13 protein-coding genes are annotated in these 17143 nt (G+C 63.1%); 7 read left to right on the forward strand and 6 right to left on the reverse strand.

The features are described 5' to 3' along the window. Nucleotides 1-13 precede the first annotated feature (13 nt). The 4 genes from LB525_RS18755 to LB525_RS18770 all read right to left on the reverse strand — a co-directional run bounded on the left by LB525_RS18755 (nt 14) and on the right by LB525_RS18770 (nt 5614). On the reverse strand, nt 14-2476 hold the full coding sequence (locus LB525_RS18755) for a glycogen/starch/alpha-glucan phosphorylase (protein WP_224545713.1): 2463 nt from the start codon (nt 2474-2476) through the stop codon (nt 14-16). A 142-nt stretch (nt 2477-2618) separates the two neighbouring features. Next, the gene (locus tag LB525_RS18760; protein WP_176477005.1) at nt 2619-3401 is read right to left on the reverse strand and encodes an ATP-binding cassette domain-containing protein; all 783 of its coding nucleotides are present in this window, start codon (nt 3399-3401) and stop codon (nt 2619-2621) included. 2 nt (nt 3402-3403) lie between these two features. Next, complete coding sequence (locus LB525_RS18765) at nt 3404-4465, reverse strand: ABC transporter permease (protein WP_140541596.1); 1062 nt, start codon at nt 4463-4465, stop codon at nt 3404-3406. A gap of 162 nt (nt 4466-4627) precedes the next feature. After that, complete coding sequence (locus tag LB525_RS18770; RefSeq protein ID WP_411909284.1) at nt 4628-5614, reverse strand: sugar ABC transporter substrate-binding protein; 987 nt, start codon at nt 5612-5614, stop codon at nt 4628-4630. Nucleotides 5615-5874: 260 nt separating this feature from the next. Between LB525_RS18770 and LB525_RS18775 the strand changes: the two genes are divergently transcribed. The 7 genes from LB525_RS18775 (at nt 5875) to LB525_RS18805 (ending at nt 14299) form a co-directional block, all read left to right on the forward strand. Continuing rightward, entirely contained in the window at nt 5875-7098 is a 1224-nt protein-coding gene (locus LB525_RS18775; protein ID WP_224545714.1) for an ROK family protein, read from the forward strand. Nucleotide 7099: 1 nt separating this feature from the next. Further along, the gene (locus tag LB525_RS18780; protein ID WP_095766828.1) at nt 7100-7546 is read left to right on the forward strand and encodes an RbsD/FucU family protein; all 447 of its coding nucleotides are present in this window, start codon (nt 7100-7102) and stop codon (nt 7544-7546) included. Further along, on the forward strand, nt 7543-8466 hold the full coding sequence (locus LB525_RS18785; protein ID WP_224530021.1) for a carbohydrate kinase family protein: 924 nt from the start codon (nt 7543-7545) through the stop codon (nt 8464-8466). Before LB525_RS18780 ends, LB525_RS18785 begins: the two co-directional genes overlap by 4 nt. Nucleotides 8467-8720: 254 nt before the next feature. Further along, entirely contained in the window at nt 8721-9863 is a 1143-nt protein-coding gene (locus tag LB525_RS18790) for a DegT/DnrJ/EryC1/StrS family aminotransferase (protein ID WP_224545715.1), read from the forward strand. 467 nt (nt 9864-10330) lie between these two features. Then, entirely contained in the window at nt 10331-11425 is a 1095-nt protein-coding gene (locus LB525_RS18795; RefSeq protein WP_224545716.1) for a glycosyltransferase family 4 protein, read from the forward strand. Nucleotides 11426-11633: 208 nt separating this feature from the next. After that, the gene (locus tag LB525_RS18800) at nt 11634-13802 is read left to right on the forward strand and encodes an amylo-alpha-1,6-glucosidase (protein WP_224545717.1); all 2169 of its coding nucleotides are present in this window, start codon (nt 11634-11636) and stop codon (nt 13800-13802) included. A gap of 200 nt (nt 13803-14002) precedes the next feature. After that, nucleotides 14003-14299 (forward strand): DUF982 domain-containing protein, encoded by a 297-nt coding sequence (locus tag LB525_RS18805; protein ID WP_224545718.1) that lies wholly within the window; start codon nt 14003-14005, stop codon nt 14297-14299. 117 nt (nt 14300-14416) lie between these two features. Here the strand turns inward: LB525_RS18805 and cysQ are convergent, their stop codons facing one another. Both cysQ and cysN read right to left on the reverse strand, forming a co-directional pair. Then, entirely contained in the window at nt 14417-15196 is a 780-nt protein-coding gene (gene cysQ / locus LB525_RS18810) for a 3'(2'),5'-bisphosphate nucleotidase CysQ (protein ID WP_224545912.1), read from the reverse strand. 7 nt (nt 15197-15203) lie between these two features. Continuing rightward, nucleotides 15204-17141 carry a sulfate adenylyltransferase subunit CysN gene (gene cysN, locus LB525_RS18815; protein ID WP_224545719.1) on the reverse strand — a complete coding sequence of 646 codons (1938 nt, stop codon included), beginning with the start codon at nt 17139-17141 and terminating at the stop codon, nt 15204-15206. Nucleotides 17142-17143: the final 2 nt, after the last annotated feature.

Genomic DNA, 17143 nt, shown 5'->3' on the forward strand with positions numbered 1-17143 from the left:
TCATGCAATCATATCAGACGGGCACGTTCCAGATGTCTTTCGCATATTGACGGATTGTGCGATCGGACGAGAACCAGCCGACGCGGGCGACGTTGCGGATGGCGCGCGCGTACCAGTCGGGGCTGTTGCGCCACACGGCGTCGACCTCGCGCTGGCAGGCGGCGTAGGAATCGAAGTCGGCCGCCACCATGAACCAGTCGCTTTGGTAGAGCCCGTTCATCAGGTCGCGATAGCGGTCGGGATCGTCGGGTGAGAAGACGCCGGAGGAAATGGCCGATACCGCCTGCGACAGCTCGGACGAGGTCTCGATCACGCCGCGCGGATTGTAGCCATTGGCGCGCCGCTCGGCGACCTCCGCGGTGGTGAGGCCGAAGATGAATATGTTGTCGTCGCCGACATGTTCCTTGATCTCGACATTGGCGCCGTCGAGTGTGCCGATGGTCAAGGCGCCGTTCAGCGCGAACTTCATGTTGCCGGTGCCCGAAGCTTCCATGCCGGCGGTCGAAATCTGCTCGGAGAGATCGGCGGCCGGCATCAGCACCTCGGCCAGGCTGACATTGTAGTTCGGCACGAACACCACCTTCAGCAGGCCGCGCACCGACGGATCGCCATTGATGACCTTCGCGACGTCGTTGGCCAGCTTGATGATCAGTTTGGCGTTGTGATAGCTGGGCGCCGCCTTGCCGCCGAAGATCTTGACGCGCGGCATCCAGTCCCGTTCCGGATGCGAGCGGATCTGATCGTACAGCGCGATCGCTTCCAGTATGTTGAGCAGCTGGCGCTTGTATTCGTGGATGCGCTTGACCTGGATGTCGAACAGCGCTGACGGATCGATCCTGATGCCGAGCCGGTCGGCGACGAGATTGGCGAGCCGCGCCTTGTTCTGCCGCTTCACACCGGCGAATTTCTCACGGAAAGCCGCGTCATCGGCGAGCGGATCGAGATCCTTGACCGCCTCGATGTCGTCCATGAAGCGGTCGCCGATCGCCTCGCGGGCAAGCGAGGTCAGGCCGGGATTGCACTGGATCAGCCAGCGCCTGGGCGTGATGCCGTTGGTCTTGTTGTTGATGCGATCGGGATAGAGCTTGTGGAGATCGGCGAACACCGTCTCCTTCATCAGCTCGGTGTGCAGCGCCGAGACGCCGTTGATCGAATGCGAGCCGACAAAGGCCAGATTGCCCATGCGCACGCGGCGGTCGCCATTTTCCTGGATCAGCGAGATGCGGGCGATCTGATCGCCCGAGAACTGGTTGGTGGCGCGGGCCTCGAGCAGCACCTGCGCATTGATGGCGTAAACGATCTGCATGTGGCGAGGCAGCAGACGCTCGAACAGCGGCACCGGCCAGCTTTCAAGCGCTTCGGGCAACAGCGTGTGGTTGGTGTAGCCGAAGGTGCGCTTGGTGATGTCCCAGGCCTGGTCGAAGTCCATGCCGTGGACGTCCATCAGGAGCCGCATCAGCTCCGGCACGGCGACCGCGGGATGGGTGTCGTTCAAGTGGATCGCCGCCTTGTCGGGCAGCGATTTCAGGTCGCCATACTGGCTCAAATGCCGCTGCACGATGTCCTGCAACGAGGCAGTGGAGAAGAAATATTCCTGCCGCAGCCTCAGCTCCTGGCCGGCCATGTGGGAATCGGCAGGATAAAGCACGCGCGACAGCGCGTCGGCCTTGTTGCTCTCGGCCAGCGCGCCGATGTGGTCGCCCGCATTGAACTTGTCGAGCAGGATCGGGTCGATCGGCATGCCGGACCAGAGTCTCAGCGTGTTGACGCGCCTGGCGCGCCAGCCGGCCACCGGCGTGTCATAGGCGACGGCCAACACATGCTCGGTCGGCTTCCAGACGTGGCGTTCGAGCCGGCCATCCTTGGAGGTGATCGCTTCCACCGAGCCGCCGAAGCCGACCTCGAAGGAACGCTCGCGCCGTTCGAACTCCCAGGGATTGCCGTGATCGAGCCAGGTCTCCGGCAGCTCGACCTGCCAGCCGCCGTGGATTTCCTGGCGGAACATGCCGTTGGCGTAGCGGATGCCGTAGCCATGGGCGGGGATGTCGACGGTCGCCATGCTTTCCATGAAGCAGGCGGCGAGACGGCCGAGGCCGCCATTGCCGAGTGCCGCGTCCGGCTCGAGCCCCGCGATCAGGTCGAGGTCGACGCCGAGCGAGGACAGCGCCTCGCGCATGTTCTCCATCAGGCCGAGATTGGAGAAGGCGTCGCGCATCAGGCGCCCGATCAGGAATTCGAGCGAAAGGTAATAGACGCGCTTTTCCTGCTGGTCGTAAGCCTCCCTGGTCGCCTGCATCCATTGATCGACGATGCGGTCGCGCACCACCTTGATCGAAGCGGTCAGCCAGTCATAGGGCGTGGCGACGGTTGTGTCCTTGCCGACCCGGTATTTGAGCGACATCAAGACTTCTTCGGCGAGCGTCTTGGGGTCGGGATTGTCGAGAACAGGGACTTCGATCGTCATGGCGGATGTCATGCTGCCTCTCGTTCAACTGGCCTGATCATAGCGGCTTTCACCGTTCCTCCCAGCCCATCTTAGTGCGTTGCAGCATAGGTTCAATCGATTTACTCAACCGACCCATCAGCCCGCCTGCGGCAACAGGGACATGTCGTGGGGATCAAGCCGCCAGCGCGTCCTCCGGCGGCTTCTTGGCGCCGGTCATCAGCGCCACCGCATCCGACATGGAAATCTGCTTAGGATCGACGACGCAGAGACGCCTTCCAAGCCGGTGGATGTGGATGCGGTCCGCCACCTCGAAGACATGCGGCATGTTGTGCGAGATCAAAACGATCGGCAGGCCGCGCTTCTTGACGTCCAGAATCAGCTCCAGCACGCGGCGGCTTTCCTTCACGCCAAGGGCGGCCGTCGGCTCGTCCATGATCACCACTTTCGAGCCGAAAGCGGCAGCACGCGCCACCGCCACGCCCTGGCGCTGGCCGCCCGAAAGCGTCTCCACCGCCTGGCTGATGTTCTGGATGGTCATCAGGCCGAGCTCCGTGAGCTTGTCGCGAGCACGCTTCTCCATCGCCGGACGGTCGAGCATGCGCAGCCAGCTGCCAAGCGGACCTGGCTTGCGGATCTCGCGACCGAGAAACATGTTGTCGGCGATCGACAGCGCCGGCGACAGGGCGAGGTTCTGGTAGACGGTTTCGATGCCGGCTTCCCGGGCCTCCATCGGCGACTTGAAGGCAACTGGCTTGCCCTCAAGCCGGATTTCGCCTTCGTCGGGCACGGCCGCGCCGGAGATCGCCTTGATCAGCGATGATTTGCCCGCGCCGTTGTCACCGATGACGGCGAGGATTTCGCCCGGATAGAGGTCGAAATCGGCATTGTCGAGGGCGGTAACGCGGCCATAGCGCTTGATCAGGCCGCGCGCTGTGAGAATGGGCTCCTGGGTCATGACTATGCCGAAACCTTTCTGATCCATTGATCGATCGCCACGGCGCCGATGATCAGCACGCCGGTGAGCAGCACCTTCCATTGCGGATCGGCGCCCAGCATGTTGAGGCCCATCGAGACGACGCCGACGATCATGGCGCCGAACAGCGTGCCGAGGATCGAGCCGCGCCCGCCGAACAGCGAGATGCCGCCGATCACCGTCGCGGTGATGGCCTGCAGATTGTAGTCGGTGACAGCGGCCGACGGCGAGACCGAGCCGTTGCGGCCGATCGAGACCCAAGCCGCGAAAGCGGCGATCAGCCCGGCAAGGGCATAGACCGTCATCAGCACTTTCTTGGTCTGAATGCCCGACAATTTCGCAGCCTCCTGATCGTCGCCGACGGCGTAGACATGGCGGCCCCATGCGGTGTGGTTGAGCACGTACCACAGGAGGATCACCAGCAGGACCATGGCAATGACGCCAAGGGTCAGCACGGCAGAGCCGACCCTGAAGCTCACCGCGAACAGGTGCAGCAGCGGCGCCTGGACGTCGACGTCGGTGTCGCGGATCGTCTCATTGGCCGAATAGATGAAATTCGTGGCCATGACGATGTTCCAGGTGCCGAGCGTGACGATGAAGGGCGGCAGCTTCATGTAGGCGACCAGGAGGCCATTGAGCAGTCCGCAGGCGCCGCCGGCGGCAAGTCCAATCGCCACGGCGAGAATGGCCGGCATGCCATAGGTCACCGCGCAATTGCCCATGATCACCGCCGAAATCACCATGATGACGCCGATCGAGAGATCGATGCCCGCGGTCAGGATGACCAATGTCTGCGCGGCACCGAGGATGCCGACGATGGCGATCTGCTGCAGGATCAGCGTCAGCGTGTAGGACGAAAAGAAACGTCCGCCGATGGCGATGCCGAAGATGATGACCGACAGAACCAGCACGATCAGCGGCACCGCCGCCGGCGTGGAGTGCAGGAAGTGCTGGGCGCGCTTGACGGCCGATTTGTGCTCGTCGAAGGCGGCGACGCTGGTGTCGCTTCCCGTAAGTACTTTCTCGAATTCCTGTATCTGAGACATATGTCCTCCCGTCTGCATACGGCCTCTCATTGCCGCACACGCCGTCGACGCCTATTCCGGTCTTGTCGCCAGGATTGTCGCGCTTTGACGAAAGCGCATCGTCCACCCGATGCGGCCGGGGATCAAGCCCCCAGCCGCACGGTTCGTGGACCTCTCAGAGCATCAGCCCCAGCACTTGGCCAGGCCTTCCTTGGTGTCGATCGACTTGACGCCATTGGCCGGCTTGTCGGTGACAAGGTTGACGCCGGTGTCGAAGAAGTTCTTGCCTTCGGTCGGCTTGGGCTTGGTGCCGTCCTTGGCGAAGGCGGCGATCGCCTCGATGCCGAGCGCCGCCATCTGCAGCGGATATTGCTGCGAGGTGGCGCCGATGACGCCTTCGGTGACCGACTTCACGCCCGGGCAGCCACCGTCGACCGAGACGATCAGCACCTGCTTCTCGAGGCCGACGGCCTTGAGCGCCTGATAGGCGCCGACAGCGGCCGGCTCGTTGATGGTGTGGATGACGTTGATGGTGTTGTCCTTCTGCAGAAGGTTCTCCATCGCCTTGCGGCCGCCCTCTTCGTTGCCGTTCGTCACGTCATGGCCGACGATGCGCGGATCGGTTTCGTCTCCGATCTTGTTGGGGTCCTTCACGTCGATGCCGTAGCCCATCATGAAGCCCTGGTCGCGCAGGACGTCGACGGTCGGCTGCGAGGGGGTCAGGTCGAGGAAGCCGATCTTGGCGTCCTTGGCCTTGTCGCCAAGCGTAGCGGCGGCCCAGGCGCCGATCAGCTTGCCGGCTTCGAGATTGTCCGTTGCGAAAGTGGCGTCGGCGGCGTCGATCGGATCGAGCGGCGTGTCGAGAGCGATCACCAGCAGGCCGGCGTCACGCGCCTTTTTCACCGTCGGCACGATGCCCTTGGTATCGGAAGCCGTGATCAGGATACCCTTGGCGCCGTCGGCGATGCAGCTTTCGATCGCCGCGACCTGGCTCTCGCTGTCGCCGTCGATCTTGCCGGCATAGGTCTTGAGGTCGACGCCGAGTTCCTTGGCCTTGGCGGTCGCACCCTCCTTCATCTTGACGAAGAAGGGATTGGTGTCGGTCTTGGTGATGAGGCAGGCGCCGACGCCCGCGGCCGACGCGGACGAGGCGAACGCGAGCAGGCCCAGCCCGGCCGCCGCGAATACGGTGGATTTCAGCAGCGATTTCTTGGTCACGATTTCCTCCCAGTGGAACCATTCCGGACGCCGGCCAACCCGGCGCCTCAAACGCATCCAACCATTTCTCCCAGCGTGGACGCCAGATCAAAAGACACCAGTCCGCAACGGCTGTCAATAATTAAATCACTCTTATTTATTATTGACAGCCTTGCGCTGTTCACCCATTCTGAACGAAAAGCATCGAGGGGAAACAGACGGGAGGAAACAGGGTGGAGACCGGCATTGCGAGGCACGGTTCGCCCGAGGCTTTGGAGAGCCGGCTGCACCGCGGCACCAACCAGAGCGGCATGCGCGACCATAATGAACGGCTCGTGCTGTCCCTGGTGCGCCAGCATGGCAGCCTGGCCAAATCCGACATTGCGCGCATGACCGGGCTGTCGGCCCAGACGGTGTCGGTGATCATGCGCGAGCTCGAGGAAGACAAGCTGCTTGTGCGCCAGGCGCCGCTGCGCGGCAAGATCGGCCAACCGTCGATTCCGATGGCGCTCAATCCGGAAGGCGCTTTTTTCATCGGCCTCAAGATCGGCAGGCGCTCGGCCGAGCTCGTGCTGATCGACTTCCTCGGCAATGTGCGCGCCATGCTGCAGCATTCCTACCGCTATCCCGCACCGCGCGAGACCGTCGAATTCGTCACTGCCGGCATCAAGACGATGCGCGGCGAACTGACGCCGGCGCAGGACAAGCGCATTGCCGGGCTCGGCATCGCCATGCCGTTCGAGCTATGGAACTGGGCAGACACGGCCGGCGCGCCGCGCGAGATCATGGACGAATGGCGCCATCGCGACATCCGCGCCGACATCCAGGGGCAGTGCGAGTTCCCGGTTTACCTGCAGAACGACGCGACTTCGGCTTGCGGCGCGGAGCTCGTCTTCGGACGAGCGGGCGCAGCGCGCGATTTCGTCTATTTCTATATCGGCGCCTTCGCCGGCGGCGGCATCGTGCTCAATGGCCGCCTCTACAGCGGGCCGAACGGCAACGCCGGCGCACTGGGCTCGATGCCGGTGCCCGGACCGGACGGCAAGCCGACGCAGCTCATCGACGTCGCCTCGATCGCGATGCTGGAAAAGGCGCTCTCCGCCAAGGGCATCGACGGCTCCTATCTGTGGACCTCGCCGCAGGAATGGGGCGAGATCGGCGCCGATCTCGACGAGTGGATCGCCAGCGCCTCGCGGGCGCTGGCCTATGCCATTGTCGCTGCCTCGTCGGTCATCGATTTCGAAGCGGCGGTTATCGACGGCTGGATGCCACTCGATGTGCGGCGCCGGCTGGTCGATACCGTGACGGAAGCGATCGCCCGTGTCGATGCCGAAGGACTGAAACTGCCTGTCGTGCGCGAGGGAACGGTCGGCATTCACGCACGCGCCATGGGCGGCGCCAGCCTGCCGCTCTCCGAGCGCTTCCTGATCGGGCCTCACACGTCCGGAGGCGCCTGACATGCTGATCGGCATCCCGTCGCTGCTCGGGCCCCAGTTCCTGGCGACGCTCAGGGCAATGGGCCATGGCGACGAGATCGCGATCGTCGATGGCAATTATCCGGCCGAGGAACAGGCACGGCGGCTGATTCGCGCCGACGGCCACCACGTCATAGCCGTCCTCGACGCCGTGCTTAGTGTGCTGCCGGTGGACGAGGCTGTGCCGGAGGCATTGTTTCGTGCCTCGGTGAAGGGCGACCCGGCGCTGGCCGACGCCGTGCATCATGAGATGGAATCGGTTTGCGCCAGGCGTGCGCCGGGCCACAAGGTGGTTGCTCTGGCCGGGCCTGACTTCTATGCACGCGTCAAGGCGGCGCACGCCATCGTTGCGACCAGCGAACCCAGGCTCTTTGCCAACATCATCATTCGCAAGGGCGTGATCCATCCGCCGGAGACCAAGACGACATGATCCTTTGCTGTGGCGAAGCCCTGATCGACATGCTGCCGCGCACCACGACGCAAGGCGAAGCGGCCTTCGCGCCCTATGTCGGCGGCGCGGTGTTCAACTCGGCGATCGCGCTCGGCCGGCTCGGCGCTCCGGCCGGCTTCTTCTCCGGCCTCTCCTCCGACCTGTTCGGCGGCCAGTTCCGCGAGGCGCTCGGCGCAAGCAAGGTGAGCTCCACCTATGCGCACACCTCGCCGCGTCCGACGACACTCGCCTTCGTGCGGCTCACCAACGGCCAGGCGACCTACACCTTTTATGACGAGAACACCGCCGGGCGCATGCTGACCATCGAGGACCTGCCGAAGCTCGGGCCCGAGATCGAGGCGATGCTGTTCGGCGCCATCAGCCTGATCTCCGAGCCGGCGGGATCGGCCTATGAGGAATTCATGCGGCGCGAGCACCGGAGTCGGGTGATGATGCTCGACCCCAACATCCGGCCGAATTTCATCCCCGACAAGGCGAAGCATCTGAGGCGTATCCGCGAGATGATGGCGATGGCCGACATCGTGAAACTCTCCGACGAGGATCTCAAATGGTTCGACGAGGCCGGCTCGCATGAGGATGTGGTGCGCAACTGGCTGGAGCGCGGGCCGAAGCTGATCGTCGTCACCCATGGCAGCGAAGGCGCCGTCGGCTACAGCAAGGCGCACAAGGTCACCGTCATGCCGCAGAAAGTGAAGGTCATCGACACGGTCGGCGCAGGCGACACCTTCAACGCCGGCATTCTGGCCTCCCTGCACGAACAGGGCCTGCTCACCAAGGCGGCGATCGGCGACCTGCCGGAAGATGCGATCCGCAAGGCGCTGGAGCTCGGCGCCAAGGCGGCGGCGGTGACGGTTTCGCGGGCCGGCGCCAACCCGCCCTGGCGGCACGAAATCGCCTGATCCAGCGTGGGAGCGGACGCGAATCCGCCCTTCGCGGCCGATCACTTTATGTTTCCCACCGGTGGAACGACGCGATGGGAGGGGCCGGAAAACGCCTCTTGCGGCTCGGATTTCCGGGTTTTTCAGGCATTGCGCCGGCAAAATCGGCAACAGGCTGCGACACCTGAGCAATTTGCGCCGGCCGCCACCGGCTTTCTCAGCCGGTTCAAGTCTGTTACCAGCGGGCCGGTTTTACAGGCAGTTTCGAGGGCGACATGCAGTTCATCGATCTTGGCGCGCAGCGCGAACGTATCCGCGACCGGCTGAAGGCCGCGATCGACCACGTCGTCGAGGACGGCCGTTATATCCTCGGGCCGCAGGTCACGGAATTCGAGAATAAGCTTGCCGCCTATATCGGCGTCAAGCATGTGATCGCCTGCGCCAACGGCACCGACGCGCTGCTCCTGCCGCTGTTTGCCGCCGGCATCGGCCCGGGCGATGCCGTGTTCGTGCCGAGCTTCACCTTCGCAGCCACCGCCGAGGTGGTGGCGCTCGCCAAGGCCGAGCCGGTCTTCGTCGACGTCGACCGCGACACCTATAACATCGACATCGCCAGCCTCGAGGCGGCGATCGAGATGATCAAGAAGGAAGGTAGGCTGAAGCCGAAGGCGATCATCCCGGTCGACCTGTTCGGGCTCTCCGCGAACTACGAGGCGATCATGGCGATCGCCAAGCGCGCGAACCTGTTGGTGATCGAGGACGCTGCGCAGTCGATGGGCGGTTCCGCCGACGGCACCATGTGCGGCGCCTTCGGCCATGTCGGCTCGACCAGCTTTTATCCGGCCAAGCCGCTTGGCTGCTACGGCGATGGCGGCGCGATGTTCACCAACGATGCTGCGCTGGCCGACAAGCTGCGTTCCTTCGCCTTCCACGGCAAGGGCGAGACGCAATATGACAATGTCCGCGTCGGCATCAATTCGCGCCTCGACACGCTGCAGGCGGCGATCCTGATCGAAAAGCTCGCCATCCTCGAGGACGAGATGGTGGCCAGGCAGGTGGTCGCGGACCGCTATGCCAAGGGCCTTGGCGACATCGTCAAGGCCTCACGCAATCTCGGCCACGGCCGCTCCGCCTGGGCGCAGTACGCCATCGAGACGCCGAAGCGCGACGGGCTCAAGGCCCATCTCGGCGAAAAGGGCATCCCGTCGGTGATCTATTATGTGAAGCCGCTGCACGAGCAGGTCGCCTACAAGCACTATCCGCGGACACCGACCGGCCTTGCGGTCTCGGAGCAATTGCCGAAGCAGATCCTCTGCCTGCCGATGCATGCCTATTTGAGCGAGGCCGATCAGGACCGCATCATCGAGACGATCCGCAATTACATCGGCTCGAACTCGGCGCATGTAGCGGCGGCCTGATCTCCCTCAGTGTCGCTCAAGGCGACAGAGGAGTCGCCATCGCATAGGACTCACAGCCGCGGTTTCTTCACGCTCAGATGGGGTACCGGTGCATATCTCGGGATGCGAATGTGGCGCTATCAGAATCGGGGATGCTCGCGGATCAAGCGGGCGGATGTTCCTCATTGATTAGCAAGGCCAAGCCTGAATGCGGCCGCACTGCATCAGCCGCAGCGTACATGCTCTGCGGTCTTTCTTTGTCAGCCTGACCGGCGCCTCGATCGCCGCCATGTTCGCCAACGGGCTTGCCCGTCCGGCAGTTTACATTCCGCCCTTTCACTTTTGCATACGATGCCACGGCGAAGTGATTGATGCCGGGAACAAATTAGCAGTCCGAAAGTTCGCGAGAACGGCGAACCGGGAGAAGGAGTAACCGCTGCCGTCCCCGGTTCGTTGAAGGCCGACTTTCGTTCCAGGATGCCCTGCACATGAAGATTGCCCAGATCGCACCCCTGACTGAGTCCGTGCCACCCAAGTTCTATGGCGGGACCGAGCGCATCGTTTCCTATTTAACGGAAGAGTTGGTTCGAAGGGGCCATGACGTGACTTTGTTCGCCAGCGGCGATTCACGTACTTCGGCCGAACTGGTGGCATGTTGCGACGTTGCGCTACGCCTGAATCAGAAAGCACAGAATCCCATTCCTTACCACGTCATGATGCTTGAAGAGGTTCGCAGACGGGCGAATGAATTCGACGTGCTGCATTTCCACGTCGACGTTCTCCATTTCCCGATAATTCGAGAGTTCGCGCAGCGAACCGTTACCACGCTTCATGGCCGGCTCGACCTTCCGGACCTGGCGCAGCTTTACGCGATGTTCAACGACATTCCACTGGTCTCGATCTCGGATGACCAGCGCCGGCCCATGCCGCCGGTCAACTGGCTTGGAACGGTCTATCACGGCCTGCCGAACGACATCCTCCCATTCCGGCCGAAAGCCTCTGGATACCTCGCGTTCCTCGGTCGCATCTCACCCGAAAAAGGCCCGGAAGCCGCGATAGAAATCGCCGCGCGCGTCGGGATGCCGCTCAAGATCGCGGCCAAAATCGACGCAGTGGACCAATCATTCTGGAGCGGTAAGGTCGAACCCCAGGTGCTTCGACATTCGAATGTCGAGTTCATTGGCGAGATTGATGAGCGTGCGAAGGCGGAATTTTTGGGCAATGCGACGGCGCTGCTGTTCCCGATCGATTGGCCGGAGCCGTTCGGCCTCGTGACGATCGAGGCGATGGCCTGCGGCACCCCGGTGGTTGCCTTCAACCGCGGAGCCGTTCCGGAGGTCATCGATCATGGCGTGTCCGGACTGATAGTGGAAAGCATTGACGAAGCCGTCGAAGCTGTGCGGCGGATAGGCAGTCTCGATCGCGCACGAGTGCGGAAAACTTTTGAAACGCGATTCACGGTCGGGCGCATGTGCAGCGACTATTTGGGGATCTACAGCTTGCTGGCGTGCGGCGAGCAATTTCCACTCGGCCCGCGAAACGGTTTCGCCGCAAACGCAGCTGAGATAGCCAGCACTGCTTAAGACAAGTTGTCGGCTAGGCTGCCGGGTTCCCGCCGCGTTCGATCAGGTCGAGCAGCGGAAGCTTCGCCGAACATCCGCCAAGATTTCAATGACGCTCTCCGAGATCATGGGCATCGCAGCATTGATGCGAGATACTGTCGATAGGAGATGGTCGGGCGCAGGCATATGCGATGAGCGCCAGCATCGGCCGTCTAACAGGAGGGTTGAGATGAGCATCGAAGTCGAAGAACGCAAGCTTAATCCAGCGGTCGCTCTCCCCGCACTCGATGAATCGGCCCCGCGCGAGCCGCATAGGCAATTTGCGCTGAAGCATGAGGACTGCTTCGTCGTCGCGGACAGCTATGGCGACATACGCGGCAGCGGCGACGGGCTTTTCCGCGATGATACGCGAGTGCTGTCGCGTTTCCGGCTGTTCATAGGCGGCCGCATGCCGTCGCTGCTCGGAGCGTCGCTGTCGCAGGACAACATCCTATTCACCGCCAATCTCACAAATTTGGCTACCATCGGGCCCGACGGCAGTGAAACGCTGCCTGGGGTCGTGCACATCGAGCGGACCAGATTCATCTGGCACGACCGCATGTACGAGCGAGTCACTTTCACGAATTACTCCGCGCGTGAGGTGTTGCTGCCGGTCCGGTTCGACTTCGATGCCGATTTCCGCGACATGTTCGAGGTGCGCGGCACTACGCGCAGCCGGCGCGGTCGCGCACATGACGCCTTGGTCGGCGAGTCAGGCGTGACATTTTGCTACGAGGGCCTCGATAATGTGGCGCGCCAATCCGTCATCGCGTTTTCGATGAGGCCCGACCAGATCCATCCCCATCATGCAGAGTTTCTCATTCTGGTGGGGAGGCACGACAAGAAGGCGCTGTATCTGGAAGTCGGTCAGAACGAAGAAATCCCGTCCAGTGATCGGTTCCGCGCCGCCGCGGCGCGAGCGCGATTTGCAATGCGCTCAAAGCGTCGACAGGGCGCCACTGTTTTCAGCTCCGGCCGCGTGTTCAATGACTGGCTCACGCGCACACGTGCCGACATCGCCCTGCTGACCACCGATCTGGAGACCGGGCCATATCCGTACGCCGGTATTCCCTGGTTTTCGACTGCCTTCGGCCGCGACGGCGTCATTTCCGCCTTGCAAATGCTGTGGCTCAACCCCGAGCTTGCCCGCGGCGTGCTGGCGTTCCTTGGCCGCTATCAATCGACGGAGACCTCTGTGTTCGACGATGCCGAGCCCGGCAAGATCATGCATGAAACGCGCAAAGGGGAAATGGCTATACTGCGCGAGCTGCCGTTCGGCCGCTATTATGGCGGCGTCGACACCACTCCGCTCTATGTCTACCTGGCTTGGTCCTACGCCGATCGTACGGGCGATGACGAGTTCGTCGATCGCATGTGGGATTCGCTGTGCGCAGCAATCGCGTGGATGGAGGAAGTCGGTGCCCGCAACAGCGACGGTTTCGTGACCTATAATAGGGCGGCGGACACGGGTCTCTTCAACCAGGGCTGGAAGGACAGCGCCGACGCTATCTTCCATGCCGACGGCAAAATACCTCGCGGTCCGATCGCACTGGTCGAGGTGCAAGGCTACGTCTTCGCAGCCTATCAAGGCATGGCTGCCTTGGCAGCCAAGCGCGGAGACGCCGCCAAGGCGGCGCACTGGAGCGCCATGGCAGAAAAAATACGCAGCGCAGTGGAGGCCCGGTTCTGGATGCCGGACCGCAATTTCTACGCTTTGGCAATCGATGGAGAAGGCAGGCAATGCGCGGTGCGCGCCTCCAACGCGGGTCACCTGCTCTATGTTGGGCTGCCTTCGGCAGAACGGGCGAAATCAATTGCCGAGCAGTTGCTGTCGGGGCATCTGCACAGCGGTTGGGGCGTTCGCACCTTGGCCGACGATGAGATTCCGTTCAATCCGATGTCTTATCATAACGGCTCGATCTGGCCGCATGACACGGCGATCTGTGCCGCCGGCCTAGCCCGCTACCAGGAGCGCACCAGCGTCGTGAAGCTTATGAGCAGCATGTTCGAGGCGGCGGTCCGGTTCAATATGCGGCTTCCGGAGCTGTTCTGCGGCTTTACGCGGGCGATCGGGGATGCGCCGATCGCCTATCCCGTCGCCTGTCTGCCGCAGGCATGGTCGGCCGGTTCCGCGTTCATGATGCTGCAGGCCTGCCTGGGGATCCGCATCGATGGTTGGAAGCGCGAGATCAATGTCGAACGCCCACGGTTGCCGATAGGCATCGACAACATCGTCATCCGGCACTTAGCCGTGGGCGAGGCGAAGGTCGACCTCAATTTCCAGCGCGTCGGCGACCGGGTCGTCTGCTATCTCGGCGAACGGCACGAGGGCTTAGTGCCGCTGGTCGTTCGTTCTTAGGAACCGGGACAGCAGGGCCTGCCATCGATGCTCACTGTAGCATCGAGGTTCTGCTGGCGACGTCTCGCAGGCTCCTCTTGAACTGAAAAGAGCTGCTTCCAATCTTTTCTCTTGTCCCCAGCCGGGCGTGCAGGTGTTCGAATATTAGCGGTGCATCTGCGGAAACGATCAACGGGGTCAGTTGTTGAAGGGAGGTCACTATGGAAAGTGATGCTTTCAAGCAGCCAGTTTTCGTAGGGGAGAATGGCTACATCCAAAAGATTGACTGCGTGATGGATGCCATTGAGTTTTTGGAAGAATGGCCTGTGGAGAGACGTGGCCTGCTTCACGCGGCGGCCTGCGAGGCGTGCTACTCGGCCTATGACGGTCGGAAACCAGTCGAGGCCGCGCACAAGGCCTTTACGACTTGGGCCCGCAAGGTTGGCGCCATCGAGGACGTGCCCACAGCACCGCCGTGGATGACTGGGCCTAAGATCAGCAACGCAGACCTCTTGTAAGGGTGCGAAAGGGCTCCTCGTCAGGCGCAGCTTGCGACGAATCGCGCCGGAGCGAAACGCAAATGTCGGCGCCGATCCCCTTCTGACCTGCCGGCCATCCCCCCTCAAGCGGCGAGGTTACGCGCCCTTCCCTCGCGCAATGAAATGCGGATTGGCGAAATCGCCGTCGCTGGCCTGGTTACGCTTGCCGTAGACGAGCGGCTGGCCGTCCAGCGTGCGCGTCATGCCACCGGCGGCGCGCAGCACTGCGTCGCCGGCGGCCGTGTCCCATTCCATGGTGCGGCCGAAGCGCGGATAGACATCGGCTTCCGCCGCGGCGAGCAGGCAGAATTTCAATGACGAGCCGATCGAGACGATTTCCGCGGCGCCGAGATCGCGGATGAATTCCTCGGTTTCCGGCGTGTTGTGCGAGCGGCTGGCGACGACCGCGAGCGGCGTGCCCCCTGCCCGCACCGTGATCGGCCGGCGGCCGGCGATGCGATAGTCGGCATCGACCTCCAGCGCCTCGGCCTTGCCCGGTCGCCCGGAGAAAAAGCGTCCCGTGCACGGCGCGAAAACGACGCCGACTTCCGGAACGCCATGGCGGATCAGCGCGATGTTGACGGTGAAATCGGTGCGGCGGTTGACGAATTCCTTGGTGCCGTCGAGCGGATCGATCAGGAAGAAGGCGCCGTCGAGATCGGGCGTTGCAATTCCCGCTGCGACCTCCTCCTCGGCCACGCAGGGGATGTCCGGATAGGCGGCGCGCAGGCCGGCCAGGATGATCTTCTCGCTTTCGCGGTCGGCTTCCGTCACCGGCGAAGTATCGGCCTTGCTGTCGACGGCGCAGCCTTCATGGAAGACGCGCATCACCTTGCGCCCCGCTTCCAGCGCCAGGCGCTCGAAGACGCCGAGCATCGCCTCGTCAGATACCGCCGCCATTGTCATACTGCTCCTCGGCAATGTCGCGCTCGGTCAGCCAGTGTTCCAAGGCTTCCGCCATTTCCTGCGGGCTCCTGCCGAGGGTCTTCAAGTGAATTTCCGGATTCTGCGGCGCTTCATAAGGAGAATCCACGCCGGTGAAATTCTTGATCTCGCCGCTCAAGGCGCGCGCGTAGAGGCCTTTCGGATCGCGGCGGGCGCATTCCTCGAACGGGGTGTCGACGAACACCTCGACGAACTCGCCCTCGGCCATCAGCTCGCGCGCCATGCGCCGTTCGGCGCTGAAGGGCGAGATGAAGGAGACGATTACGATCAAGCCGGCATCGGCCATCAGCTTGGCCACCTCGGCGACGCGGCGGATGTTTTCCACGCGGTCGGCGTCGGTGAAGCCGAGATCGCGGTTGAGGCCGTGGCGGACATTGTCGCCGTCGAGGATGTAGGTGTGGCGGCCGGACGCGAACAGCTTCTTCTCGAACAGATTGGCGATGGTCGACTTGCCTGAACCGGAAAGCCCGGTGAACCAGAACACGGCCGGCCGCTGGTTCTTCAGGTCGGAACGGCCGCGCTTGCCGACATCGAGCGACTGCCAGTGGATGTTTTCGGCACGGCGCAGCGAATGCAGGATCATGCCGGCGCCGACAGTGGCGTTGGTGATGCGGTCGATCAGGATGAAGGCGCCGGTGGTGCGGTTCTCGGCGAAGGGATCGAAAGCGATCGGCGCGCGGGTCGACAGGTTGCAGACGCCCACCTCGTTGATGTCGAGCGACTTCGCCGCCTCATGCGCGAAATCGTTGACGTTGACCCGGTATTTCAGGTCGGTGACAGTCGCGCTCACCTGGTCGGTTTCGGTGCGCAGGATGTAGGAGCGGCCGGGCAGCAGCGCCTGCTCGTCGAACCAGACGATGTTGGCGGCGAACTGGTCGGCGACCTGCGGACGGGCGGCCGGCGACACCAGCAGATTGCCGCGCGATACCTCCACTTCGTCCTCGAGGACGAGCGTGATCGCCTGGCCAGCGACCGCCTGCTCAAGGTCGCCGCCTTGCGCGACGATGCGCTTGACCCGGGACGCCTTGCCGGATTTCGCGACGACGACCTCGTCTCCTTCAGAGACGGTGCCCGAGGCGATGGTGCCGGCAAAGCCGCGGAAATCGAGGTTCGGACGGTTCACATACTGGACGGGGAAGCGAAACGGCAGCTCGACGGCGGCCTCGTCGACAGACACGGTTTCCAGATGCTCGATCAGCGACGGCCCGGAATACCAGGGCGTGCGCTCCGAGCGGCTGGTGACGTTGTCGCCAAAGCGCGCCGACATCGGGATCGGCGCGACGCTCATGAAGCCCAGTTCCTTGGCGAATTCGCCGTAGTCGGCGACGATCCGGTCGAACACGGTCTTGTCGAAGCCGACGAGGTCGATCTTGTTGACCGCAAGCACGATATGCCGGATGCCGAGCAGCGAGGCGATGATGGAGTGACGCCGGGTCTGGCGAAGCACGCCCTGGCGCGCGTCGATCAGCACGATCGCGAGATCGGCTGTCGAGGCGCCGGTCGCCATGTTGCGCGTGTACTGCTCATGACCGGGCGTGTCGGCGACGATGAACTTGCGCTTCGGCGTGGCGAAGAAGCGGTAAGCGACGTCGATGGTGATGCCTTGCTCGCGCTCAGCCTCCAGCCCGTCGACCAGCAGCGCGAAGTCGATGTCGTCGCCGGTCGTGCCGTGCTTGCGCGAATCCTTTTCGAGCGCGGCGAGCTGGTCCTCGAATATCTGCTTGGTGTCGGAGAGCAGCCGGCCGATCAGTGTCGACTTGCCGTCGTCGACCGAGCCGCAGGTGAGGAAGCGCAGCAGTGACTTCTTCTCCTGCGCGGCCATGTAGTCGCGGATCGAATCGGTGGGGGCGAGGCTCTTGGCCATCATGTGGCGCATTA

This window comes from Mesorhizobium sp. CA16 (assembly GCF_020165175.1).
Taxonomy (GTDB): domain Bacteria; phylum Pseudomonadota; class Alphaproteobacteria; order Rhizobiales; family Rhizobiaceae; genus Mesorhizobium.

Coding starts and splice junctions, on each gene's coding strand:
- LB525_RS18805 (WP_224545718.1), top strand. CDS start 14,003: ATGGAAAGTGATGCTTTCAAGCAGCCAGTTTTCGTAGGGGAGAATGGC.
- LB525_RS18760 (WP_176477005.1), bottom strand. CDS start 3,401: ATGACCCAGGAGCCCATTCTCACAGCGCGCGGCCTGATCAAGCGCTAT.
- LB525_RS18795 (WP_224545716.1), top strand. CDS start 10,331: ATGAAGATTGCCCAGATCGCACCCCTGACTGAGTCCGTGCCACCCAAG.
- LB525_RS18785 (WP_224530021.1), top strand. CDS start 7,543: ATGATCCTTTGCTGTGGCGAAGCCCTGATCGACATGCTGCCGCGCACC.
- LB525_RS18790 (WP_224545715.1), top strand. CDS start 8,721: ATGCAGTTCATCGATCTTGGCGCGCAGCGCGAACGTATCCGCGACCGG.
- LB525_RS18765 (WP_140541596.1), bottom strand. CDS start 4,465: ATGTCTCAGATACAGGAATTCGAGAAAGTACTTACGGGAAGCGACACC.
- cysN (WP_224545719.1), bottom strand. CDS start 17,141: ATGCGCCACATGATGGCCAAGAGCCTCGCCCCCACCGATTCGATCCGC.
- LB525_RS18780 (WP_095766828.1), top strand. CDS start 7,100: ATGCTGATCGGCATCCCGTCGCTGCTCGGGCCCCAGTTCCTGGCGACG.
- cysQ (WP_224545912.1), bottom strand. CDS start 15,196: ATGCTCGGCGTCTTCGAGCGCCTGGCGCTGGAAGCGGGGCGCAAGGTG.
- LB525_RS18755 (WP_224545713.1), bottom strand. CDS start 2,476: ATGACATCCGCCATGACGATCGAAGTCCCTGTTCTCGACAATCCCGAC.
- LB525_RS18800 (WP_224545717.1), top strand. CDS start 11,634: ATGAGCATCGAAGTCGAAGAACGCAAGCTTAATCCAGCGGTCGCTCTC.